The sequence below is a fragment of the Neobacillus bataviensis LMG 21833 genome, from assembly GCF_000307875.1.
Classification (GTDB): Bacteria; Bacillota; Bacilli; order Bacillales; family Cytobacillaceae; genus Neobacillus; species Neobacillus bataviensis.
On the sequence record NZ_AJLS01000042.1, the window covers coordinates 14,801 to 39,122 of the forward strand.

Consider the following 24,322-nt stretch of genomic DNA (forward strand, 5'->3'; position numbering starts at 1 on the left):
TCCTCCAAAACACGAACGATTTATTATGACTTAATTATATTATTCGTTTCTAGGTGAATTTTCAATAGATAATTTTTATCTTGCCCATTTCTTGGAAGACTACCCATTGAATGAAAGACGATTTTGTTGGAGGGGCGGGGAGTAATATAAAAATGAAGGACAAAAATGCCCTTCATTCATACAGTGGAGTTCACCATTCTTTCATATAAATCCAAAATCGATTGACCGTAGGTTTTACCAGGCACTGCCCACTTTCCATTCAAATCAGTCCATTTCGGAGCGGAACCCCTTTCCACTAACTGAAAACGAGGGTCAACTAATGGATATTGTGGAGGCAATGGCGCGGTAGAAGCGTAGGCAAATAAGTGTTGAAATTGGGCGAGTACTCCTTCTTTCGGATCGGCAAAGCTTGCCCCGGGGTGATCAGCCCCCGTTGCGCCGATCCCGGCATAGTTGTTTTGCACTGACCGAACGATCCCGGTAAAGCGGAAATAATTTGTTTCATGTAATGCCTGGGCAAAGGCGATATCTCCCCTAATTCCATAGTATTCTCCGAATTCTTGATAAAAACTACCTAGCTCTAATGCGTCGGGATTCACCGTTTTCACAAACGAATTCATTTGCTCTGCTGATAAACGGGTTGGCCCTAAAATGGAATCAACGGCTGCGGCCACTTGTGCGGGGCTGCTATTTTCAGCAGCAATGAAAGCATCCGCAATCCCAGCTTGTTTCAGTACAGCTACTTGTTCTTCAGCATTATCACAGTTTGAATAGGCACCAGCTTGAACACGGTACCAGGTTTTACCCGAAATTATTGTAGGATTCACAAACGCATCGATTCCTTTCGCACCTAAGAAAGCAACCCGTTCATTGGCGTTTTCTCTCGATTGGAATGATCCTGCAATCACCTTGTAAAGTGTTCCTGTCCCTGGATTCGCTGGTTCCGGTGGATTGTTTGCCTTTCTTTTTAGATTAAAAGCGCTGGCAATTCCGTTTGCATGACCTTGGGCTACAGCTTGACGCCAAGAGTCTTGTTTCATTAACGCGGCATCGTTGGGGTTGTCGATAAAGCCATTTTCTGATAAAAGGGCATCCATCGCTGACTCACGTAATACGTGAAAATTGGCCTTTTTCCGGCCACGATCCTTCAACTGATTCATCTTAATGACCTCACCATGGATGATCTCCTGGTATTTCGCGGTCGTAGATGAGTCCGATAGACCACTATAAATATAATCCTCATATCCTTCGGCAGAACCGCCGGCAGCGTTAATGTGAATCGCCAAAAAATAATTCGCACCCCAGTTATTGGCCTCGCTTGTTCGTTCGCTCAGGCTTTTAGTGATATCAGCGGATCGACTCATCTTTATTTCAATATCTTCATAACTATTGGTTAAAATGGAGCGTAATTTCAGCGCAATATCTAATGTAACATCTTTTTCATTGAGTCCATTGCCCTGAGCGCCGGGGTCTGTGCCGCCGTGACCTGGGTCTAAATAAAGCTTCATGAAAAATTCCTCCCATTATTTTTTATGTTTGTACACTATATGCTATGGGGTAATTTGTGATTTGTTCGCAGTCTCGCCCACCTGCATACTATGCTTCCAAGACCGTAATTGTTAAAAAAAGCCGGATTCAGCGAGAATCCGGCTTAATTTCGTACAAGTTCTGCTTGTTGATTTTTATAGTGTACCTTGTTCTTGTACATGTCTTGGTCAGCTAATTCCAGCATTTCCTCCAGTGTAATCGGAGTTTCCAGCTTATAGTGATAATACCCATGACTAGCCGAGATCTGATATGGTTTCTGCTTGCTGTCATTGATGTCCTTAAATGACAGATGAATCTGGTTCCATACTTGTTCAACGTCAGCTAATTGCTTGTTGAAAAAAATAACAACAAATTCATCCCCGCCAAGGCGGAATAGCACTTCTTTTTTTCCCAGATGCAGGTTAATGGTTTCACAGCTTGTTTTAATTAGATCGTCACCAGTCGAATGGCCAAAGCAATCATTGACGATTTTTAGGTTATTAATATCGATATAACAGAGAATAAATTCTGTTGCATGTGACCCCGCTGATAACAGCTCGCGAAGCAGCTCGATGCCGCTGCGGCGATTTCTGACACCTGTCAGCATATCAATCGATGCATGCTCGAGTAGTTCTGCTTCCTTCTTTTTCAGATCGGTAATATCCGTTGCATCGATTAACATACATGTATCATCCATGTAATCAACCAATTCGAAATTAAGCAGCGACCATTTCTGTGAAATTTTTTGCTCCAACAAATAGTTTTTAATGCTCCTTTCTGCTTCCAGCCTTTTTAAAATTTCCTGTCTTTCCTCGGAATTGCGGAACAAAAAATGAATATCGAATGGTTCTATGCCATTCGAATTGAGCTGATAATAGTCGATTGCCTGTTTATTCATGAGCACGATTTCATCTGTACCCATTTTTGCGAGAATTAACGGATTAGGATTGACATTAAACAATCTGCGAAAACTCTCCTCACTTCTATTCAGTTTTTGCTTGTTTAAAAAGTCATTTTTTCGAAATGAATAAAATGCCAGGGCGATCGTGAACGAAATGGCTGCGGTTCCAGTTGAGTTTATGAGCATAGATAAGTAGGAAAAGTGGTCAAGTTTTATGAAAAATAATCCAACCAGGAAGCCAATATGTACAAGGGCATAATGGAAAAATAAATACCTTGGACGGATCGGAAAAATCGCGCCGATTGCCAATAAAATGATGATATAGGCGTAAATGTTTCCAGTAAATAACTGACTATTAATAGAAGAGACGGCTCCTATCAATAAATAAAGGAGGATAAAACCATTCACCACTACGCTCTTGGAAACTTTATGGCTGCGGTAAATCATTATAAAAATGAGAGAAATCAAGAGCCCTGTTATGTGTACGGCAGATAGCACCATTTTAAATACGGGATTGTCGAGATTCTTAAAAAAAACAAAGTCGACAATGAAGAAACAGGGATAGGTGAAGATTAACATATAAGAAATGAGTTTCATTCTTTCATATAAATGCTCGTAGTTAGACTGATTAAATTCTTCGGTGGTCATGGGATTCTTCTGTCGTTTTGTCGTGATGCCCCACATTTTCATCATCCTTTTTCCATTCATCACCGAAATTTTAGCATAGTTTCGAAGGCTTGTCAGAAAGGAAAAATGTTTTGGTATTAGGTAATATTGGTAAACCCCTGTGAGAAGCTGTTTTTTTTCAAAAATGCTATAATGGAAAACGTGAATGAAATTCTAGCTAAGGGGAAATGACTATGATTCTCGTCGTTGGCGGAGCTGGTTACATTGGTAGCCATGTGGTAAAAGAATTAGTAGAAACAGAAGATGTTGTCGTCCTTGATAACCTCTCGACCGGACACCGCGCAGCCGTTGACAGCCGTGCGATTTTTGTCAAAGGGGATCTTGGCAATGTGGATGATGTTCTTATGGTGTTTAGAAGTTATCCCATCAAAGCAGTGATGCACTTTGCTGCCTACAGTTTGGTCGGGGAGTCGGTTGTGGATCCTTTGAAGTATTATCAAAATAATATGGCGTCTACTATTACACTATTAAAAGTTATGATGAGATTCAAGGTGAAAAGGTTTATTTTTTCCTCAACTGCGGCGACTTATGGAATTCCTGATGTTGAGCTGATTGATGAGACAAGTGCTACGATGCCGATTAATCCTTATGGTCGATCCAAATTAATGGTGGAGCAGGTTCTCGCAGACCTTGCAACATCTGATGGGCTGAATTATGTGATTTTGCGATATTTTAATGCCGCCGGTGCACATGAATCGTCTAGTATTGGTGAAAGTCATGACCCGGAAACTCATTTAATCCCGATTATTCTTCAACAGCTGCTAGGCCAGCGGGAAAAAATTTCTATCTATGGTGCGGATTACGATACGCCAGACGGCACATGTATTCGCGATTACATTCATGTGACGGATTTAGCGAATGCCCATATTCTTGCACTTAAAGCGCTGTTAACCGGGAAAAAGGGGGCTGAGATTTATAATCTTGGCAACGGTCTCGGGTTTTCGGTGAAGGAAGTCATTGAAACCTGTGAAAAAGTCACCGGTGTGAAGGCGAATGTAGAAATCGCTGACCGCCGCGCGGGTGATCCAGCAAGGCTTGTGGCTTCTTCTGATAAAATTTTCTCGGAACTTGGCTGGAAAGCAGAACGAAATTTAGAAAAAATCATTGCTGATTCGTGGAAGTGGCATCAGAAACAGCAATATTAATTTTATGAAAAAAGCAATGCTCATCTTGGTTGAGATGGGGCATTGCTTTTTTTGATAAATAAAGCCATTTACCCGGCGCCTGAATTTGGGTATGATTTATTTGCATATGATGTAGATTGTTGTCGAAAGGCTGTGGATTCATTTGAAATTATTTTTTAAAAATTATCGATTCACCTTGATTTTACTGTCTGCCATCGTGATTGGTGGGGCAGCTGGCTTGATTTTTGGAACAAAGACGGCGGTTGTGAAGCCATTTGGCGATCTGTTTCTTAACCTAATGTTCATGATTATCGTGCCATTAGTGTTTTTTAGCATTGCTTCGGCGATTGCGAACATGAATGGCATGAAACGGCTTGGAAAAATTATGGGCAGCATCCTTGTCGTGTTTTTGGTGACCGCTTCGGTTGCGGCCATTCTCGGATTGGTAGGTGCGTCCATCATCCATCCGATTGAAAATGCGGATATTGCTGGGATTAAAGAGGTTATGAATCATTCATCTGTAGAAACGGATGCGGAGAAATTATCGTTTATGGATCATCTCGTTGCCACCTTCACGGTATCCGATTTTCATTTATTGCTATCGAGAAGTAATATGCTTCAGCTAATTGTTTTCTCGTTGCTGTTTGGAATTTCGACAGCAATGGTAGGGGAAAAGGCGAAACCGGTTGCGGACTTTTTATCGGCGGCGACGGGGGTCATGATGAAGATGGTCAGCATCGTGATGTACTATGCGCCGATTGGGCTTGGCTGTTATTTTGCCGCAGTCATTGGCGAACTTGGACCGCAAATTTTAGAAGGCTATGCCCGCTCATTTATACTGTATTTGATTTTGGCAGTTATTTATTACTTTGTCTTTTTCACTCTGTATGCCTTCATCGCCGGCGGCAAGGACGGGGTCAAGGTGTTTTGGAAAAATGCCATTACCCCATCTGTTACGGCGCTTGCAACTTGCTCGAGTGCGGCTTGCATTCCTGTGAACCTCGCTACGGTCCGGAAAATGGGTGTGCCAAAGGATATTGCCGAAACAATTGTTCCGCTTGGTGCGAACACACATAAAGATGGTTCAGTCTTTGGCGGAGTCCTAAAAATCGTCTTCCTGTTTGCGTTATTCGGGAAGGATTTAACGAGCATCTCGAATATCTTAAGTATTCTCGCTGTTGCCTTTTTAGTCGGTGCTGTCATGGGGGCAATCCCTGGCGGCGGAATGATTGGCGAAATGCTGATTATCAGCGTATACGGCTTCCCGCCAGAAACCCTGCCGATTATCGCCGTCATCAGCACCATCATCGACGCACCGGCCACACTACTCAACTCAACCGGAAACACTGTCTGCGCCATGCTCGTCACACGCCTCGTCGAAGGCAAAAATTGGCTCCGCGGAACCGTTGGTGCCTGACACCAATAACACTATTTAATGCGTAGAAAGCTAGTAAAGGGTGACAGGCACCATTTTGAAATTTCTGGAACTAGGGCTGATTTGGCCTTGGTTCCTTTTTTTACTCTAAATTTTTTTCACGCTGACCCTTCCCGAAAAGAAGACAGCGCCGCCTCCCATATCAGCGATGCGATCGGGGGTCAGAGCGTTCATTAAATGTTTTGTGGCTTTTACGCCATCCCCTGACTTGCCCACAGTATCTGCCCAGAGTCCTTGTGACACGACAACACCTGGAAGGACATTATCTCCCACCGTGACCTTTAACTCGCATTCCCCGCGATTGTTCCACACACGCACGATCTCTCCCTCTTCAATTCCTGCAGCTAGCGCATCAAACCGATTCATATGTAATCGTGGTTCTTTTTCAAGGGAAATATGCTTCCGATTGTTAGAAAAAGTAGAGTTTAAGAAATTATGATTCGGCCCAGGGACAAATTGATAGCGGTGATCCCCCTCGTCTACGAGCGGGATATAGGTTGGCAGCGGCGGGTACCCGTCCTGTTTCATCCTCTCAGAATATAACTCTATTTTTCCACTGGGAGTTGGAAGCGTCCCTGGAAACAATGGTTTCACCTTGGCTTTCATGTATTGCCGCTCGACTAAAGAGTCGTAGTCAATCCCCTCCAAAAAGGAATTCCGCGGGTTATTCAACGCACCAGTAATCATTTCTACCTCTGTTTCTTTGAAGGCAGCCACATCGTGGAAGCCCATTTCTTTTGCCAGCAAACGGAAGACATCCACATTCGATTTAGACTCTTCGTACGGGGCGATGACCGGCTGCTGAATTTGTGCGTAATGATGCCAGTATGACGTGTATAAATCAGTGTTTTCGAAGGATGATGTTGCTGGTAACACAATATCCGCGTATTTGGCCGTTTCTGTTAAAAATAAATCATGAACGACAAGGAATAAATCTTCGCGCTCGAGACCTTTTCTGACCTTATTGCTGGACGGCGCTACCAGTGCAGGATTTGAACCATACACATACAGGGATTTTACGGGCGGATCTAATGTTAATAAGGCTTCGCCTAGTTGGTTCATATTAATCATGCGGGTTTGTTTATTTTTCAAAAGATCTGGCCGTTGCAAGCTTTTAGTATTTGGTGCAAGAAAGGCGGAATTTCCTTTAATGGCACCGCCGCCTTTTACGAGCCAATGTCCGGTAAGGGCAGGAAGGCATGCGACGGTACGGACGAACATGCCGCCATTGTCGTGATGCTGCGGCCCGTTGCCCATTCGAATAAAAGAAGGGGACGTTTCGCCGTACATTCTTGCTAACTTGTATATGTCTTCAACCGGAACACCGGTGATGGTGGAAACGTTGGCAGGGTCGTATTGCTTGACATGTTCGCGCAGTTCTTCGTGTCCAACGGTATATTTTTGCAAAAAGTCGTGGTCGACCAGGTTTTCAGCAAATAAGATGTGCATCATCCCGAGGGCGAGGGCACTGTCCGTCCCTGGCAAAATCGGAATAAACCAATCGGCTAATTTGCCGGTTTGATTTTTATGAACATCGATGACAATTATTTTCGCACCGTGCTGCTTGCGGGCTTTTTGTGCCATGGCTACCTGGTGCATGTTGGTGCTGGCAGCATTGATACCCCAAAAGATGAACAGTTTGGAATGGAATGTATCTTCAGGGTCAATGCCGAGGCTGCCGCCCATCGTATATTGATATCCTGCAGATCCGGCGGAGGAACAAATCGTTCGATCTAGCCTAGAGGCGCCTAAGTAATTCCAAAAACGGCGATCCATTCCTTCAGCGCTGAGCCTACCCATGTTTCCATAAAAGCTGTATGGAAGAATACTTTCCGGCCCATCTGATTTGATGAGCTCCTTCCAGCGGGAAGTAATGGTATGGAGTGCTTCCTCCCAGCTAATGGGGGTGAAGTTTCCTTTCCCCTTGGAGCCAATTCGTTTTAGTGGATATTTCAGGCGATGTTCGTCATGAATCCGTTCAAGCATATTCCGCACCTTGTTACAAATATGGCCCTTCGTAACCGGGTGCCGAGGGTCACCCTCCACTTTGACAATTTTTCCGTCCTCTTTATGCAGCAGCAAACCACACTGATCCGGGCAATCAAGCGGGCAAACCGCATGAAAAACACCATTCTGAACCTCAATAAAAGATGACATAGGAAACCGCCTTTCAGATAAAAGGTATTATTTAAAAAAGTGTCTTATGGTATTATACTAGAGGTTATTGGGATATTTATGGGTAAAACTAAAAATACTGTTATAATATACATATTATAATGATTTAAAGGAGAGACAGGCTGTGAAAAAAGTTCGTAAAGCAATTATCCCGGCTGCTGGGCTTGGGACGCGTTTTTTACCAGCAACGAAGGCAATGCCAAAAGAAATGCTGCCGATTGTGGATAAGCCGACGATTCAATATATTGTCGAGGAAGCCATTGCCTCTGGGATTGAGGATATTATTATTGTAACAGGAAAAGGAAAAAGGGCGATTGAAGATCATTTTGATTCTGCCCCCGAGCTTGAGAAAAACTTAATGGAAAAGGAGAAATGGGATCTTTTAAATAAGGTGAACTATACCTCCAACCTTGCTGATATTCATTATATCCGTCAGAAGGAGCCTAAAGGATTGGGACATGCCGTCTGGTGTGCACGGAATTTTATAGGCGATGAGCCATTTGCTGTGCTTTTGGGCGATGATATTGTTCAAAGCGATACACCTTGTTTACGGCAGCTGATTGATCAATATGAAGCGACATTCTCGTCGATTATCGGGGTACAGCATGTTCCGGAAGATGAAACACATCGTTATGGGATTGTCGATCCGCTTCAGCAGGAAGGCCGACGGTATCAAGTTAAAAATTTTGTTGAAAAGCCGAATCCGGGAACAGCCCCGTCCAACTTAGCCATCATGGGAAGATATATTTTAACACCTGAGATCTTTATGTTCTTAGACCAGCAGGAGGCAGGCGCTGGCGGTGAAATCCAGTTAACGGATGCAATTCATAAACTTAATCAGATTCAGCGCGTCTTCGCTTACAATTTCGAAGGTAAACGGTTTGATGTGGGGGAAAAAATCGGCTTTGTCAAAACAACAATCGAATTTGCCCTTCAGCAGGAAGGCATCCATGATGAACTTCTCCAATTCCTAAAACAACTCATCGAAGAAGACCAAAAGGGATCTCAAAACGAAAAGGTAAAAATAAAGGAAAAGGTTAGCAACACACAAGACGTGTAAAGGGTGTCAGGCACCATTTGCTAATTTTTGGAATAGCTGCATTTTACTGGGGGGGTAACTCGGTGAAATGTGGCTTTTTTTGTGTGTGCTGATTCGACGGATTTCGGCCATTCACCCAATTCCTTCATTATCCATAGGATATATATAATGAAAATAATTGGGGAGGTTCTTCTATGTACCGTTTTACAAATTACCGCGATGCCATAAATCTGTCATCTCATCCATTGGTTCAGGATGTTGAAAAAGCCATAAATGGTGAGTATAGTGCGAGTGAATGTTATGCCAGGCTGGCAAATTTGGCTCCGTCTAAGAAGGTACGGGAGCAAATTCTTGAGATTCGTCAGGATGAAATTAAACATTATCAGCAGTTTGTGCAGATTTATCGGGGTTTAACGGGAATCCCTCCTCAGCCAAAGATTACCGAGGACTGTCCGGAGGGTTTTTTAAGAGGATTGGAGTTTGCTATCGAGGATGAACAAAAAACAGTAGATTTCTATATGGAAATAGCGGATGCCGCGACAGATCCGTTCATTAAAGAAGTATTCAGAAGGGCAGCGGCTGATGAGCAAAATCACGCCGTGTGGTTTTTGTATTATTTTACAATATCGAAGTAACTCAGATGGAATGTGAAAGTGCCCCCGAAATATTATAAATCGGAGGCATTTTTTCAATAAGTTGCAAAAAGGTTTGTTGAATTAGTCTCCTCCATCTCCACCACCCGAATCTCCGCCCCCATAGGAGCTGTCGTTGTCATCGGCCGAATCATTGTAACGATCACTGTCATCAACATCATTGCTATAGGATCGTTTTTTTTCCTTGTTTAGGCTTGGGAAAATTAAGAAGGCAACAATTATTAATATGGTACCAAAGAACTCTTGTGTGCCGAAAATGAGATAAATCCCGTACACAAGAAGGAGAACACCAACCAATCTTTGTATCATTCTTACACTTTTCAGAGACATTCCTCCCCTAAATGGAAAGTAAGAAATGAAGTTTGACTTTACTAATAAATATTAGGGCTAACGACCATTTATACATTCATGATAAACTTCGAACTTGGTTATTTAGTGGGACAAAAAGGTTTCTTCAGGAAAGATACAGGCAAATCACATAGCTCCCCAACCCAACCATTTGAACATTTTGTTACATATTTCAATATCGCTAACTTTCGAGGCAAATATTTGTATAATGGAAAAGAAGGAAATGGTGCCTGACACCAATTACACCATTTACATCGTATAAATATGCTTTTATTGAAGGAGTGATTGTTTTGGCTCGTAGGGTTCGTTTGTGGTATGAAGGTGCGAAGTATCATGTGACCAGCAGGGGAATTCGGAAAAGTTCGCTGTTTTTTGAGGATGAGGATTTCAAGAAGTATCTTAGTTACATAGAAGAAACGAAAGACCGGTATCCCTTTCAGCTCCACTCTTACTGCTTAATGACCAATCATACCCATCTCCAGCTTGAAACTCACGAAACCCCACTCAGTACCATCATGAAACATCTCAATACAAAATACGCAAAATATTTTAATCAAAAGTATGATTTTTCGGGCCATGTTTTCGACAAGCGTTATGGTGCAGAGCACCTCAACTCACGTGAATATGAGATTGATGTCAGCAAATATATTCATCTAAATCCAGTAGAAGCCGGGATGGTGACGGCGCCTGAGGAGTATCCTTGGAGCAGCTATCGTACCTATCTCTACGGCGAAAGTGAAAAGAACCCCCATGTTAACCCCAACCCAATTCTCGCTTTTTTCCCTGACCCACAGCCCCAATACTACCAACAATATATTCAATCTTTAGTAACGGACAAGTTCTTTTGGGAAGATGGAAAAATCATCAAGCTCGAGGGGGAGTGGTTTCCATGTGGGCTCGAGTGACAAGCATTGGCTTAAAGGGGATGGAAGGATATCGTGTGAATGTGGAGGTTGGAACTTATGTAGGGAATGACTCGTTTAAAATTGTCGGGCTGCCTGATGCGGCTGTGAAGGAGTCCAAGGAGCGAATAATTGCGGCACTCAGTTCACTGGGTTATGTCTTATCGGGTAATAAAATCATCATTAATCTTTCGCCAGCGGATCAAAAGAAAATTGGGCCGATGTTTGACTTCCCGATGGCAATTGGGTTGCTGCTGAGTCTGCATGAGGTCGAGGCGGTGATCCCTGAAGATACGGGTTTTCTAGGAGCACTTTCCCTAGACGGCTCAGTGCAGCCTGTGGAGGGGCTGCTGCCCGCAGTTCTTGCGGCAAAAAAACAAGGGATAAGGAGACTTTATATCCCTTTTGATGATCATCTGCCTGTTCTCGATTTCGAGGGTTTAGAAATAATCTACGTTGCTTCCTTAAAAGATGTCATTGGGCATCTTGCGGGGCAATGGGTTCCTTCTATTTTTAAAAAAATGGATGAAGTGAAAGTCGAGAGCAGTCCATACTTAGATTTTCAGCAAATCATCGGTCACGCCGGTGCCAAACATGCTTTAGAGATAGCAGCTGCCGGGGAACATCATGTGCTGATGACGGGGCCTCCTGGTTGTGGTAAAAGCTTGTTGGCCGAGAGCTTTCCGTCTATTTTGCCAGTATTAACAAAAGAGGCGCAGCTAGAAGTACTTAGCTTGTATCAATTAAGCAGAAATTCTTACACACAGAGCCAGCTGCCACCTTTTCGGAGTCCTCATCATTCCGCCTCATGGGTTGCCATTATTGGCGGCGGCCAATACCCAAAGCCAGGGGAAATCTCGCTCGCCCATCAGGGTGTTTTATTTTTAGATGAAATTGGTGAGTTTCCAAGAAAAACTTTAGATATGCTGCGGCAGCCGCTCGAAAATGGGTTCATTACGATCAGCCGCACCCACGCCACGATTACATATCCCGCTTCGTTTGTGCTGATTGCTGCGATGAATCCATGCCCCTGTGGATATGCTGGTTCAAATGCTCATTATTGTACGTGTTCAGCCAAACAGATTCGTGCTTATCAAAATAGGCTTTCTGGTCCGCTGAGGGATCGGTTTGATATTAATCTGGCGTTAAGGCCAGTAAATTTAACATCGGCTGCTGGGATAGAGCAACCTGGGGAGCCGTCACGAGTTGTGCAGGAAAGAGTGAAGGAGGCAAGGGAAAGGCAGTATGACCGCTATGGTGGGGAGATTAGTAACAGCCGAGTCCCTTATGAAGTCCTCCTAAGAGAAAAGCCTTTGACGGGTGCACAACAATCAACCCTGCATCAGCTTGCTATCAAGAAAAATTGGAGCAACCGCACCCAAATCAAAATCATACGCCTCGCCCGCACCATCTCAGACCTCCAAGCAAGCTCCGCCATCACAGACCAAAGCATTTCAGAGTCAATCACACTGAATACAGTGTAAAGGGTGTCAGGCACCATGCAAAGGCCCTAAATAAATAACAACAAGCTAAGAGCCATTACAGCCATGCCGCCAATCAGGCCGTAGATGGATAGGTGTGCCTCGTCATATCGTTTAGCTGCCGGAAGTAATTCATCAAGAGAGATGAACACCATAATTCCCGCAACAGCAGCAAATATGATCCCAAACATGATGTCATTAAGAAAAGGCATGAGGAAGAGGTAGGCAACCAATGCTCCAATTGGTTCTGACAAGCCCGATAAGAAGGAAAGCTTAAACGCTCTTTTCTTATCACCTGTCGCAAAATATACAGGGACGGAAACGGCAATCCCTTCTGGAATATTGTGAATGGCAATGGCTACGGCAATGGCAATGCCGAGTGCAGGATCTTGGAGTGCCGAAGTAAAGGTGGCAATTCCTTCAGGAAAATTATGAATGCCGATAGCAAGTGCCGTGAAGGTTCCCATTTTTAATAAATCCGGCTGGCTGCCTTTACTTCCGGGAGCATGCATATCCTCCACTGTTTTCAGTTCATGTGGATTACCCTGCTTAGGAATAAATTTATCAATGCTGGCAATTAATAGCATGCCGCCAAAGAAACCGCCAACAGTCAGCCAGTTTCCTAGACCCACTCCTAGGGCATCGACAAGTGCTACTTTTGCTTTGGCGAAAATTTCAATCATGGATACATAAATCATCACTCCTGCTGAGAAACCAAGCGTTACCGATAAAAACTTTGTGTTGGTGTGTGAAGTAAAAAAGGCAAGAACGCTGCCAATTCCAGTTGCCAGGCCTGCAAATAATGTTAATCCAAATGCTAATAACAGATTTTCAGTCACCTTCGTTTCGCTCCTTTAAGGAAGTTCCGCTTTATCTTAACGAGAACAGATTTGGACTTTTAGGTTTAATTATACTTTATATGCACGAACCCAGAAAAGTTTCCGCCGAGAAACAATATCTGCTTCCTGTCACGTGCTATTTATCGTATCATTTATCAAATATCATTTATCCGACCAAATAAAAAAATAAGGGGACACAGCATAAAAACTGCATCCCAGTAGTGGAAAGGGTGTCAGGCACCATTTCCACTATCGTCGTCTTTTTTTTGTTTTTTCTGGTGTTCTTGAAGGGCGAGGAGGATGTCTTGGACGTCGATTTTGCCATCTTTGTTTAGGTCTGCCAAGGTATTTTCTAGTGTGGCTGGCTGCGGTGCAGGTGCCGGAACCGGAGGAACAGGCGCAGCTGACCCGGCCGCTGGAGCTGCCACGGCAACCGCAGGGCTTTTCGGCCTAAAAGCAAAGGTAAACACCAGCAGCACAAGAATGAGTAATCCGGAAACACCATCAACGATATAGAAGGTGGTGGTATAATCGGACCATAGGGTCTTACTGCTGCTCATCTTCTTCTCTGAGTTTGCGATATATTGTTTGATCTCAGAATGGTTTGGATAGATGCGCTGAACTGCCTCAAACTTTGCTAACGCATGCTTATAGTAGCCGCCCCAATACAATTCCAGTCCATCTTGAAAAAGCTTATCGGTTTCACTTTTGAAATCCCTGACACCGGCTTGGTTCACAAATTCTTTTACCGTATTCACCGGTACGGAAAAATTAAAGCCCTGAACCTCTTGTCCATTTACCGTATCGCCTCTAAAGGTTAGTAAACCAATAATCTCGCCCTGTTCATTAATAACAGGCCCCCCGCTGTTCCCATGTGTAGCAGCTGCATTAATTTGGATGACCGGGCTTCCCTGTTCCGTCTTTTTCGATGTAGCCGAAATTTGCCCGGCATTCATCGAAGAAACCAAGGATGAATCCGTCGACAAAAGGTCAGAATCGGCTGCAGCCGGGTAGCCGCTCACCCAAATATTATCCTGATTCTGGATATCATCGGAATTGCCAAGCGGTAAGGTAGGCAGGTTTTTCCCTTCAATTTTTAAAACAGCAACGTCCTTACCCTCATTAATAGGGGCTCCATAGCTTTTCACTTCGCCATCTAGGACATCCCCGCCCGGTAAAACCACCTTCAATACTCTTTTAATCTCAGTATATTTGGTATACGTGAGCATGTATTGGTGAGCTGTTTCAAAGTCTACCTTAAATTGATCTGCCATAATGCCAACGAGTTGTTCAAACGCCGCATTGGCAATATCTTCGTCCTTCATTTGCGTCGCTTCGACAACATGGGCATTTGTAACGATATAGCCATCGGAGCTAATGATCGCGCCTGACCCGGAACCACCAACAACTGATTGGTACTTTAATTGATCCAATATAGCCATAACTTCAGGGTCATTAGCGTTGTTAAATTGCCACCCGACAACGGCATAATCAACGATTCGAACGACCGCTGGCTTCGTATACTCAGCCAGTTTCTGTGCTTGCGCTATTTTTCCTTCTGCCGGTTTGATATTGATTAAGAAGAAGGAGGTTACAATCACAGCAATAAGCACCAAGCTTAATGGAATGGTAAAAAGAGCCCTTTTCTTCAAAATTTCATTCACCTCTCGGATTGGATATTTCAATTCACCCTTGCAATATATTCCAAGGCGGCGGAAAGGTAATTTGTACAATTTTGAACATTTTGACAGTTCGGAAAGGCAATGGGGAATTGCGAACTTTTTGTGACATGTAGGGGAGGTTCTTGCTTTATAAATAGGGGGTTGTATAATAGAACATATAAGAAACATACGTTCCTGTTAGGCGTGAAAGGAGTGTTAACATTGTTAATTGATGAAGAACGTGCAAAAAGGTTACATAAATCTATATTAATAGAAGAAATATCTCCACAGAATAAATCACTAATGAAATTGAAAAAGACAGAGCTGGTTGCTCTATTTCTTGAAAAAATAGAGGGAAACGACCTTTTGCAACTGAATATTATAAAAAAGTATCCCGCTATTTTTGCCTTACATCCATTAGAAGTAGAGGAATTATTGGAGATCACGAAATCAGAAAGGCCCCGTTGGACAAAGGATTCTAAATTACCTGTCGTGTACTACGAATCTTTTAGAAAATGGGGGAGGACTTTAGAGTACCCTATGTATAATTACTTTGAGGCCATCCAAATATTGCGTAAAAATTTAGTTGAAAAATGGCGAAAGTCACATAATGAAGAGGTAGCCATGAATAGAAAAGTTTCCGCAAGGGCGGCTGTTAAAACTAGAAAACACCATCAATTTCTTATTAAAAATTTTTATGAAGATGAATGGAAAACCTTGCTTAAACAATGGTACATGGAAGACCCGATAACTGGTGCCACACTTCAGTTGGCATTTTGGACCATGTGGGTCAATCGGTTTGCCAAAGAAATGCAGGTTAAAGAAGGAAAGGCTAAAAAAAGGCCGCTGAATATCGAGAGAAGAAAGAGTTTTTTTATCAATTAAAGAGTGAAGCGCTTAACGTCCTCATGAAATCCCCTCTTTGTAAGCTTCAGTTTTACCGCCCGGAAAAACCGCACAAGATCTCAAACCTTCAATTTTGTGAACAACATTATGATTTTTGGGTCATGATCAGGAAAGATGATTATATCAGTAAATGGGATTATTTTTGGATGTATGAAAAAGAAATAAGAAAATGTCCAAGCTGTACCTATGATACAAACGAGGACTATTATTCTTTATTTTTCCTGTCTATCAGCAGTGGAGCGTTTACGTTTAGTTTCCATACCCCCTATCCAATAGGTCAGGATCAGTTCCCTGCTCCTGCAAGCTTGGAAAAAGTTGTCCATGAAGAACAAGAGGGTCTATTCAGGTTCGGACGAGGATTATTTGAGGAGGAAAAAGTCATCTTTTCCGAAAAAAGTATTTTGCAGTTTTTTTATGAATCACTAGAAAAATACCATATCACTTTACAACAACCATATGTGTTATCTTAGGTATTAAGGGTACGCACTGCCCTTTGCCTAGGAGCAGATTAGAGGGTTAGTGTTGATTTTTGTTTAAGGGAAGTGTTTGGATGAAATTAAAAAGGATTCATCATATTGCCGTAATTTGTTCAGATTATCAAAAATCAAAGGATTTTTATGTGCGGATTCTTGGACTGACACCTGTACAGGAGGTCTACAGGAAGGAAAGGGACTCGTATAAACTTGATTTGGCAGTGGATGGCCTTTATCAAATCGAGTTGTTTTCGTTTCCGGATCCACCGGCACGGCCAAGCTATCCGGAAGCCGCCGGATTAAGACACATTGCCTTCGAGGTGGAGAATATCGAAGAAGCTGTTCGCGATTTAGCTGTACATGACGTAACCGTCGAAGATATACGCGTAGATTCTTTAACAGGTAAAAAATTTACCTTCTTTGCCGATCCAGATGGGCTGCCAATCGAGCTGTACGAGCGTTGATAGGTCAAATGGAAGAATCAAAAGCAGGTTATCAATTTGATAGCCTGCTTTTTGTTGTTATTAAATTGGAACTTATCTTGGGATACCGTATTCAGCGGGAGACCATGTGCCATAGCCGCCGACATTTGGATATGGTGGATAAGATCCATACATATTCGGGCCCATCCCCGGATACCCAGAAGGTGCGGCAACAGGGGCTCCATATCCCACTCCAGGCCCATAACCGTAAGCCCCCGGAACCGGAGGATATCCGCCATAACCACCATAACCGCCATAACCACCATAACCGCCATATCCCGGAACGGATCCATGTGCCAACCCCGATCCTAAATAACCTAAGCCTAGCCCAAGCATGCCAGCTCCCAATGCTCCTAGACCAGAATTTGCTGTGTGCGGATCTCCATGGTGTTGATGATCTCCATGATGGTAATTGCCCCCATGGTGGTACGATCCATCGTGATGTGACTGCCCACCATGGTGATGCTGCCCACCATGATGGTGCTGACCATTGTGTTGATGATTTCCTTGTTGATGCTGTCCACCATGATGCTGATGATTTCCCAGATGATATTGTCCACCATTGTGATGCTGGTTTCCTCCATGATGATGCTCAACAGGCATTCTATAAGGATAATTCATGTGAACTCCTCTCTTCCCTTTATAACTCTTTATTTCTCATACACCTTCATTAGCCTATGAAATAATTAATATTCCTCTTGGGCAAAAGCCCAACATATGCAACTCCACCAAATATGGGCTCCTCACGAATGGTGCCTGACACCGATAACACTATAAACAATACCCAAACCACCCAAAACATTAAAAATACGTCTTAGGTCTTAGATTTCTTTCCGTTTGTGGTCTATGGCAGGCAGGAGTTTTTTCGTGTATTGTGGAAGTAGTAAATGGAAATTCTTTAGGAATATGAAACATTCATTTACTTTCATTCGTATGAATATAAAGGATTATTAAGTCAGGAGTCGATTTATTATGAACCCGATATTGTCATTACTGCTTCGCTCATTAGTGGCTGTCCCTATAACCGTGAGTACATGGCTAATTTGCTATTTTCCTATTGGACTCACCTTCTGGTCGTCAACCGCGTTTGCGATTCTTGGAGGAGTTCTTTCCCATCTGATCCTTTCGCTGTTTATGAACACCAGCTATTTAAAAAAGCATCAGCTGACACGGAAAGAATACCGCTATATTAAGAAAAATTTAGCCGAGGGAAACCAGAAAATCAAACGCTTAAATAAAAGCATTTTCAAGATCCGGGATATTTCATCTGTCAAACAAAGAATTGATATCCACAGAATTACAAAAAAAATACACAAAATGACAACGAAAGAACCGAAGCGTTTTTACAAGGCGGAGGAATTTTATTTTTCCCATTTAGATTCCATCGTTGAGCTGACAGAAAAATATACCTTCCTGTCCTCCCAGCCAAAACAAAACATCGAGATGGGGCAATCCCTGATAGAAACGCGCCGAACATTAAATGAATTAACAAAGGTGCTGGAGGAAGATTTATACCACGTCATTTCGAATGATATCGATACATTAAACTTTGAAATTGATGTCGCAAAGCATTCTATCAAAAAGAATAAAGATTCCAAATTCCCAGAAGAAAATAGGTGGCTAAAATGAGTGAAAACAATCCAATTGAACTTAATAAAACTGGAAATTTATTAGATGATATGCTGGCCAATCCATTTGGTGATCAGCTTGAACTCGCAAAGCAACCTGCACCTCAAGCTCCGAGTGAAGCAAAACCAGTCAAGTTAATTGATGTCATACCCGAGGAAAACCGAGCAAAGGCGTACCAGCTAGCGGAACAAATTGACCCGACCAACCATCAAGCGATGATTCTCTATGGCACCCAAGCGCAAGGAAAGTTGCTTTCCTTTTCACATGCAATGCTTGAGCATGTTCAGAAACAGGATGTCGGTGAAATTGGGGAAATCATCGGCGATTTAATGAAGAGACTTGATGAGGTAAATCCTGATGAACTTAAGGATGGGAAGCCATCCTTATTTGCTCGTATGTTTGGAAAAATTTCCGGCACCCTCCAAGAGGTGCTATCCAAATACCAGAAAACGGGGGCGCAGATTGACCGGATTAGTGTGAAGCTCGATCGCAGCAAAAATGTCCTTTTATCTGATATTAAATTGCTTGAACAGCTTTATGAAACGAATAAAGAATATTTTCATGCCCTTAATATTTATATAGCTGCCGGTGAAATAAAACTGGAAGAAATGCAAACCAAGACCATTCCGCAGTTGAAAAAGACGGCGGAGTCAGCCAATGACCAAATGAAATTTCAAGAAGTCAACGATATGATCCAGTTTGCCGACCGTCTAGACAAGCGTCTGCATGATTTGAAATTAAGCCGTGAAATCACGATTCAAAGTGCGCCGCAAATCCGGTTAATTCAAAACACGAACCAGGCGCTTGTGGAAAAAATTCAATCATCAATCATGACGGCGATTCCTCTGTGGAAAAATCAAGTGGCCATTGCGTTGACACTCATTCGCCAGCGTCATGCGGTTGAAGCGCAGAAGCAGGTCTCCAAAACCACCAATGAGCTTTTGCTTAAAAATGCCGAAATGCTGAAAACCAATACGATTGAAACGGCAAGAGAAAATGAGCGCGGTCTCGTGGATATTGAAACATTAAAGAAAACCCAGGAAAGCTTAATCACCACACTCGAGGAAACCATGCGAATCCAAGAAGAAGGCCGCCACAAGCGCCGCCTTGCAGAACAAGAACTAGCCAACATGGAAAACGACCTGCGATTAAAACTGTTAGAAATAAAAGGGAAATAACAAAAGGGGGCACCACTCGCTGCAAATTACTAGCAGCAAGTGGTGCCCCCTTTTTCTTGTGTCAGTGGAAAGTATAAATTTCGACTTTGAGAATTGTCCAGCTCCAGGCGCCATCGGCTAGTGTACTTCGCTCTTCTCCCTACGATAAGTCAACATCGGATCGCTACGCTCTCCGTGTTTCCTTTATCTCAGTCGAAGCGCTCCAGTCCATACGCCGATAAACGGGCGCCTTTCGCTTTTCTTGTGTCCACGAAGGGTGTCAGGCACCATTATTTACTTGTGCGGTGTTGTAGTATTCTTCGAGGGTGATGCCGCGATCCATGATTTTTTTGGCGATGGTTTTGCCGACGTAGCGGAGGTGCCAGGGTTCGTATTGGTAGCCGGTGATTTCGTCTTTTCCTTTTGGATAGCGGATGATGAAGCCGTAATCGGCGGCATGTTCTTGAAGCCAATCCGCCTCAGGTGTTCCTTCGAAGCAATCCTCGGCCGCGCATTTCCCGTTCCCGCCCGTAACATCAATGGCAAGGCCTGTTTCATGCTCACTTGTACCAGGAACGGCACTATAGGTCATAGCAGCCTTGTACCCATCTACGTTAACGTAGTGATTAAACAAAGAGGTTTGGGCTTCGTGGGATCGGTATGCCGAAACACCCAGAAGGCTCACACCATCCCGTTTAGCCGCAGCAAATAATTTCTCGATGGCAGCCGCAGCCATAGCGCGCATTTTCCGCTTTGGTAATTTCTCAGTAAAAATAAAAGGGATATTGGGATCAACCAAATCACTCGGATTGTAATCATCAGGAAGCATATTTTGTTTGTTGACAAGAACAGGGATGATCTCCGGTGCAGCAACAATCTGAATGCGCGAATCCTTCTCCGTGCGCTCCTTGTTTTTGTTTGACTCCGTTGAAGAATGATTGGCGGGAACAGGCGGCATATTAACCACTTTTCCCTCTTCTTTCACCGAATGGTTTTTCCAGGAGTAGCCTAATAATGAAAGTGCGATCACAAGAAAGCAAATAAGGAATCTAGTTAATTTTGACATGGTAATCGTCCCTTTTAAAAGATAAGAAAGTATAAGTTTAGGCTTTGAGAATTGTCTAGCTCCAGGCGCCATCGGCTAGTGTACTTCGCTCTTCTCCCTACGATAAGTCAACATCGAATCGCTACGCTCTTCGTGTATCCTTTATCTCAGTCGAAACGCTCCAGTCCATACGCCGATAGACGGGCGCCTTGCACTTTTCTTTAAAAACTTACTTCTGTTACTATCATGGACACGATTAAAGACTTTAAAACGCCTAAAAAAATAAACCGCACTATAGCAGTTACATTCTGTCTCTTTTTTAACTTTCCCAAATATTTTGACTAATTAGGTCTATTTGCTCTTTCCTTTTAAAATGCGGATGCTTATATTTTTAATAAACACATAAATCGTACGAAACGGCAAAACCATTGAAAGATGGTGACGCAAAACTATAGGGGCTAATGTTTACCAACGATGCTTGCCAGTTACCGAACACGACCAACTCCTGCGATTTATGTAAACCAACAATTGAGGAGGTTTTCATGTGTTGAAAATATTTATAAGGGGCAAATATTATTATCATCTATTCCAGCACCATCACCATGAATTGCTGCAGCAAGATTGCCTGGATTATGCGCTAAGAATGAAGTTAAAGGTGAAAGCGACGTATCATAACAGTAAAGCGGTAGAAATGGGTTTAAGAATGTAACGGGCATGGTGCCCAACAAAAAAGTGTCGGGTTCTCACACTAGGACGTTCCCTTTTGAATCACAAAATGTAAAATAGCATACCAATTAACAAAAGAAAAAGCATTGTCATTCAAAGACGGAATGATATATGCTTTTTCTTTTTGCTTTTATTGTAGTTATAGGGAAATTAATGGAAATTCAGAATATAATAAAAAAAAGGATATTCTTAGGGAGAGTAATAGTTATGTTTGAAATCAATGATAAAACATTACGATTAATTCAAAAAACTTGTAAAGGAAGAAAAAATTTAAAGTTAACTGTTGGATATTTAAGGGGCAATGATTCTGTAATAAAAATTTATGATGCAAATGGGGAACTTCCATACAAAAAATATCATTATGAAATTGGCTCTATAACCAAGACCTTTACTACATCGTTATTGTCAAAATATGTATTTGAAAACAAGATGTCATTAAACGATTCAATACAAAGATATATTGAAGAACTTAGGGCAGACCAGTATTATCCTACATTACTCCGTCTTGCTACTCACTCTTCTGGATATTCAGAAACACTGCCATTAAATAAACGGGAATATTTTAGGATCCTTTTAGGATTAATAAGTGGCGGTGGTGATATGAATAAGAATAATCCGTTAAATATGGATTTTAACAAATTGAAAATGCTTACTGAGGGAAATAAATTGAGAGACGAAGATTATTCATGGAAATATTCAAATTTTGGTATGTCACTTATTGGGTATGGGTTGGGGATTATATCGGGCAAAGGATACTGGGACACGATGAATGATTTCCTACAAAATGAACTTGGATTAAGCGATACATATTTGGGAACATCACAAAATAATATACATGGTTTTGACAAAAAAAATAATGATTGCGGAAACTGGAAATGGAATCAAAATAACCTTATAGCACCTGCGGGGGCAATAAGTTCAACGGCTGAAGATCTGCTTAATTATGCAAAAATAAATATTTACGAAGATAAACCGTATTTGTCTCTTTGCCATAAAAAACATGGAAAAGGAAAAAAGAAGTATGATATGGGTCTTGGATGGTGGCTTTTAAAGGAAAATAATAATGTAGGCTGGCATTGCGGTGGAACAGGTTGCTTTAGTTCATTCTTAGGTATTGATAAGAAAAAAAAGGTCGCTGTTGTGGTTTTAGCTAATTATAGATTAGGTGCAAATGACGATCAAAATATTGGATTTTCTTTATTAGAAAGTTTGTAAAAAATCTACAGGGTATAGAACGATTGTGGTTCTACACCCCGTTTATGTTATTAATTCAATTTACTTTCATTTTGATTAAGAATTAATGTGACATCACTGCGCTGCCATCATCATGACCGTCTTTCGTAACCTTCAAGGCGCCGACAGCACCTTTTGTAGCATGGTTAAATTGGTGGGTAACAAACGGGTAGCTGCCTTCCTTCGTAACCGTGAATTCAACCACCGCCCCACCGCTCGCCGGAAGCATGACTGTTTGCAAGCCCTTCATATGGTTAAACGGATTTCCATCCACATAGACATCGTCAAACATGGTGCCGACCACATGGAAGCTTGACACTTCATTTGGCCCAACGTTCATCACGTAGAATCTAACCTTGTCGCCCACTTTTGCAAGCAGCGGTTTGTCAACAAGCGCACCCACTGTACCGTTCGTATTGATATCCCCATCTTTTAAAGCCTTCGCTGAAAAAACAACATATTTTGGTGTTCCATTTGTGAAATCATCTAAATTATTGTATTTGTACCATTCATTTTGCACGATCACAAATTCACGGTCGACTTCGGAATCCGTTGGATAACCGCTTGTTGGTTTGACGATAATCGTGCCGTGCATGCCGTTGGTAATGTGGGATAACACTGGTTTTGTTCCGCAATGATACATGAACACGCCTGGGTTGTCAGCTGGATAGCTGAATGTGCCGGTATGGTCTGGCATCACATTCGCAAAATCCTCAGATGGAGCGGCATGAACCGCATGAAAGTCCATGCTGTGCGGAATGGATGGATCCATATTTTTCAAGGTAAAATTAATTTTATCGCCTTAGTTCACAACAATGACAGGCCCTGGGGCTTCGCCATTAAAGGTCCAGGCTTTATACATATCGCCTTTAGAAATTTCAATATCCGTGATTTGTGAAGTCATTCCGATATTGACCTCGTGCTCGCCGATTCGATCTATTTTAATTGGAGTTGGTTTTTGATTTAGATGCTCATGGGGTGCAATAACAGTAGAAGTTGCATTCTTATTAGTCTGTGCCTTTACATCTTTTTCAATTGAAAGATCCGCCTTACCACAAGCACTTAACACCATGACAGATGAAACGATAATTGCTGCAAACTTAGCTACCTTACCCATTAATAATCTCCCCCAGTTACCCCTTTTTTTAATTCCTTCCTACCCCTTCATTTTAACTTCTGAACAGATTGCACTAGTGATTCAAATCACTCAAAATGAGGTAGCTAGTGAACAAATTGTGAACCAATGAGCAAGGCAATATTAACAACGTGTTAATGCTAAATAACCGCATCCAAACTGGGCATTCTACTAGGAAAAGGAGGCTATTTTTTGAAAAATAAAATGGATAAAACAAGTGAAGGATTGAATCAAATTTTCGAGATTATTAACGCAAAAGGGGATGAAGGTGAATTAAAGGAGATTGTGGAAAAAGGAAGGATCACCCCTGATACTAAGGAGTCTGGTATGCCGGAATAAAAAGGGTGGAAAATATGGACTTAGAATTTTTTCTAGGTCCATATTTAGATGTTATCCTCAGGGATGGAAAAGATTTGTGGGTAATGTAACCAATAATGTAGATAACTTTTTAAAAAATGTGGAAAAAAAGACATGAAATGTGGATAGAAAGCTCGACTAGCTATAAATGTGGATGAATAATAAAATAATGTTGATAAGTTTGTGAATAACATGAAATGTTTGTTGATAACTGCCATTTTAATGTGGATATCTTAATGAAATCTGTGGATATCGGTCTTTAAAAAATAAATCTAATGACACGCTCCTTTATACCTAATGAAACAAGGGGAAATGGTTTGTATAGGATAAAAGTGGTATAGACGACCATACATTGGGGTGTTTATGATTAAGTAATATTGTAAGCGCGATCATACACTCATTACATA

22 protein-coding genes, 1 pseudogene and 1 riboswitch are annotated in these 24,322 nt (G+C 42.2%); of the genes and pseudogenes, 14 read left to right on the plus strand and 9 right to left on the minus strand.

From position 1 onward, the window contains the following. Positions 1 to 176 precede the first annotated feature (176 nt). Together BABA_RS06385 and BABA_RS06390 are read right to left on the minus strand one after the other, a co-directional pair. Positions 177 to 1,508 (minus strand): N-acetylmuramoyl-L-alanine amidase, encoded by a 1,332-nt coding sequence (locus BABA_RS06385; RefSeq protein ID WP_007084324.1) that lies wholly within the window; start codon positions 1,506 to 1,508, stop codon positions 177 to 179. Between the two features lie 143 nt (positions 1,509 to 1,651). Further along, a complete protein-coding gene (locus BABA_RS06390; RefSeq protein WP_157273124.1) occupies positions 1,652 to 3,121 on the minus strand; it encodes a sensor domain-containing diguanylate cyclase in 1,470 nt (489 codons plus the stop codon). A 167-nt stretch (positions 3,122 to 3,288) separates the two neighbouring features. Between BABA_RS06390 and galE the strand changes: the two genes are divergently transcribed. After that, positions 3,289 to 4,260, plus strand: coding sequence for a UDP-glucose 4-epimerase GalE (gene galE / locus BABA_RS06395; RefSeq protein ID WP_007084326.1), 972 nt, complete (start codon positions 3,289 to 3,291; stop codon positions 4,258 to 4,260). Positions 4,261 to 4,402: 142 nt separating this feature from the next. Continuing rightward, on the plus strand, positions 4,403 to 5,656 hold the full coding sequence (locus BABA_RS06400) for a dicarboxylate/amino acid:cation symporter (RefSeq protein WP_007084327.1): 1,254 nt from the start codon (positions 4,403 to 4,405) through the stop codon (positions 5,654 to 5,656). Between the two features lie 105 nt (positions 5,657 to 5,761). Here BABA_RS06400 and BABA_RS06405 read toward each other — a convergent pair whose 3' ends face one another. Continuing rightward, entirely contained in the window at positions 5,762 to 7,831 is a 2,070-nt protein-coding gene (locus BABA_RS06405) for a molybdopterin oxidoreductase family protein (protein ID WP_007084328.1), read from the minus strand. Positions 7,832 to 7,973: 142 nt separating this feature from the next. Between BABA_RS06405 and galU the strand changes: the two genes are divergently transcribed. Both galU and BABA_RS06415 read left to right on the plus strand, forming a co-directional pair. Then, entirely contained in the window at positions 7,974 to 8,909 is a 936-nt protein-coding gene (gene galU, locus BABA_RS06410; RefSeq protein WP_007084329.1) for a UTP--glucose-1-phosphate uridylyltransferase GalU, read from the plus strand. Between the two features lie 173 nt (positions 8,910 to 9,082). Further along, positions 9,083 to 9,523, plus strand: a complete 441-nt coding sequence (locus tag BABA_RS06415; protein ID WP_007084330.1) for a ferritin-like domain-containing protein — start codon at positions 9,083 to 9,085, stop codon at positions 9,521 to 9,523. A gap of 81 nt (positions 9,524 to 9,604) precedes the next feature. Here the strand turns inward: BABA_RS06415 and BABA_RS06420 are convergent, their stop codons facing one another. Next, positions 9,605 to 9,871, minus strand: coding sequence for a hypothetical protein (locus tag BABA_RS06420; RefSeq protein ID WP_007084331.1), 267 nt, complete (start codon positions 9,869 to 9,871; stop codon positions 9,605 to 9,607). Between the two features lie 299 nt (positions 9,872 to 10,170). Here BABA_RS06420 and BABA_RS06425 point away from each other — a divergent pair, with 299 nt between their 5' ends. After that, positions 10,171 to 10,794, plus strand: coding sequence for a transposase (locus tag BABA_RS06425; protein WP_420805981.1), 624 nt, complete (start codon positions 10,171 to 10,173; stop codon positions 10,792 to 10,794). Continuing rightward, positions 10,779 to 12,275 carry a YifB family Mg chelatase-like AAA ATPase gene (locus BABA_RS06430; protein ID WP_007084333.1) on the plus strand — a complete coding sequence of 499 codons (1,497 nt, stop codon included), beginning with the start codon at positions 10,779 to 10,781 and terminating at the stop codon, positions 12,273 to 12,275. The genes BABA_RS06425 and BABA_RS06430 overlap by 16 nt, the downstream gene beginning before the upstream one ends. Before the next feature lie 26 nt (positions 12,276 to 12,301). Here BABA_RS06430 and zupT read toward each other — a convergent pair whose 3' ends face one another. Beyond that, complete coding sequence (gene zupT, locus BABA_RS06435) at positions 12,302 to 13,111, minus strand: zinc transporter ZupT (RefSeq protein ID WP_007084334.1); 810 nt, start codon at positions 13,109 to 13,111, stop codon at positions 12,302 to 12,304. A 233-nt stretch (positions 13,112 to 13,344) separates the two neighbouring features. Beyond that, positions 13,345 to 14,763: a S1C family serine protease gene (locus tag BABA_RS06440; RefSeq protein WP_007084335.1), complete on the minus strand. Its 1,419-nt coding sequence runs from the start codon at positions 14,761 to 14,763 to the stop codon at positions 13,345 to 13,347. A gap of 231 nt (positions 14,764 to 14,994) precedes the next feature. Between BABA_RS06440 and BABA_RS06445 the strand changes: the two genes are divergently transcribed. From BABA_RS06445 to gloA2, 3 genes are all read left to right on the plus strand, one after another. Further along, positions 14,995 to 15,657 carry a hypothetical protein gene (locus tag BABA_RS06445; protein ID WP_007084336.1) on the plus strand — a complete coding sequence of 221 codons (663 nt, stop codon included), beginning with the start codon at positions 14,995 to 14,997 and terminating at the stop codon, positions 15,655 to 15,657. A 122-nt stretch (positions 15,658 to 15,779) separates the two neighbouring features. After that, positions 15,780 to 16,148, plus strand: a complete 369-nt coding sequence (locus BABA_RS06450; protein ID WP_157273126.1) for a hypothetical protein — start codon at positions 15,780 to 15,782, stop codon at positions 16,146 to 16,148. 80 nt (positions 16,149 to 16,228) lie between these two features. Continuing rightward, positions 16,229 to 16,615, plus strand: a complete 387-nt coding sequence (gloA2, locus tag BABA_RS06455; RefSeq protein ID WP_007084338.1) for an SMU1112c/YaeR family gloxylase I-like metalloprotein — start codon at positions 16,229 to 16,231, stop codon at positions 16,613 to 16,615. Positions 16,616 to 16,687: 72 nt separating this feature from the next. Here the strand turns inward: gloA2 and BABA_RS25960 are convergent, their stop codons facing one another. Further along, positions 16,688 to 17,254 (minus strand): hypothetical protein, encoded by a 567-nt coding sequence (locus BABA_RS25960; RefSeq protein ID WP_051186018.1) that lies wholly within the window; start codon positions 17,252 to 17,254, stop codon positions 16,688 to 16,690. A 351-nt stretch (positions 17,255 to 17,605) separates the two neighbouring features. On the opposite strand from BABA_RS25960, the gene BABA_RS06465 reads away from it, so the two are divergent. Next, positions 17,606 to 18,262 (plus strand): 5-bromo-4-chloroindolyl phosphate hydrolysis family protein, encoded by a 657-nt coding sequence (locus BABA_RS06465; protein WP_007084340.1) that lies wholly within the window; start codon positions 17,606 to 17,608, stop codon positions 18,260 to 18,262. Next, positions 18,259 to 19,440 (plus strand): toxic anion resistance protein, encoded by a 1,182-nt coding sequence (locus BABA_RS06470; protein ID WP_007084341.1) that lies wholly within the window; start codon positions 18,259 to 18,261, stop codon positions 19,438 to 19,440. Before BABA_RS06465 ends, BABA_RS06470 begins: the two co-directional genes overlap by 4 nt. 259 nt (positions 19,441 to 19,699) lie before the next feature. Here BABA_RS06470 and BABA_RS06475 read toward each other — a convergent pair whose 3' ends face one another. Beyond that, a complete protein-coding gene (locus BABA_RS06475; RefSeq protein WP_007084342.1) occupies positions 19,700 to 20,557 on the minus strand; it encodes a M15 family metallopeptidase in 858 nt (285 codons plus the stop codon). Positions 20,558 to 20,872: 315 nt separating this feature from the next. Next, a riboswitch (cyclic di-GMP riboswitch) is annotated at positions 20,873 to 20,957 on the plus strand. Between the two features lie 51 nt (positions 20,958 to 21,008). Between BABA_RS06475 and BABA_RS27205 the strand changes: the two genes are divergently transcribed. Both BABA_RS27205 and BABA_RS06480 read left to right on the plus strand, forming a co-directional pair. Further along, positions 21,009 to 21,173, plus strand: a complete 165-nt coding sequence (locus BABA_RS27205; protein ID WP_157273127.1) for a hypothetical protein — start codon at positions 21,009 to 21,011, stop codon at positions 21,171 to 21,173. A 224-nt stretch (positions 21,174 to 21,397) separates the two neighbouring features. Then, positions 21,398 to 22,405 (plus strand): serine hydrolase domain-containing protein, encoded by a 1,008-nt coding sequence (locus tag BABA_RS06480; RefSeq protein WP_007084343.1) that lies wholly within the window; start codon positions 21,398 to 21,400, stop codon positions 22,403 to 22,405. A gap of 82 nt (positions 22,406 to 22,487) precedes the next feature. Here BABA_RS06480 and BABA_RS06485 read toward each other — a convergent pair. After that, positions 22,488 to 23,540: pseudogene (locus tag BABA_RS06485) on the minus strand (multicopper oxidase domain-containing protein). Between the two features lie 210 nt (positions 23,541 to 23,750). Between BABA_RS06485 and BABA_RS27210 the strand changes: the two are divergent. Continuing rightward, entirely contained in the window at positions 23,751 to 23,897 is a 147-nt protein-coding gene (locus BABA_RS27210) for a hypothetical protein (protein ID WP_007084344.1), read from the plus strand. The last annotated feature ends 425 nt before the right edge of the window (positions 23,898 to 24,322 follow it).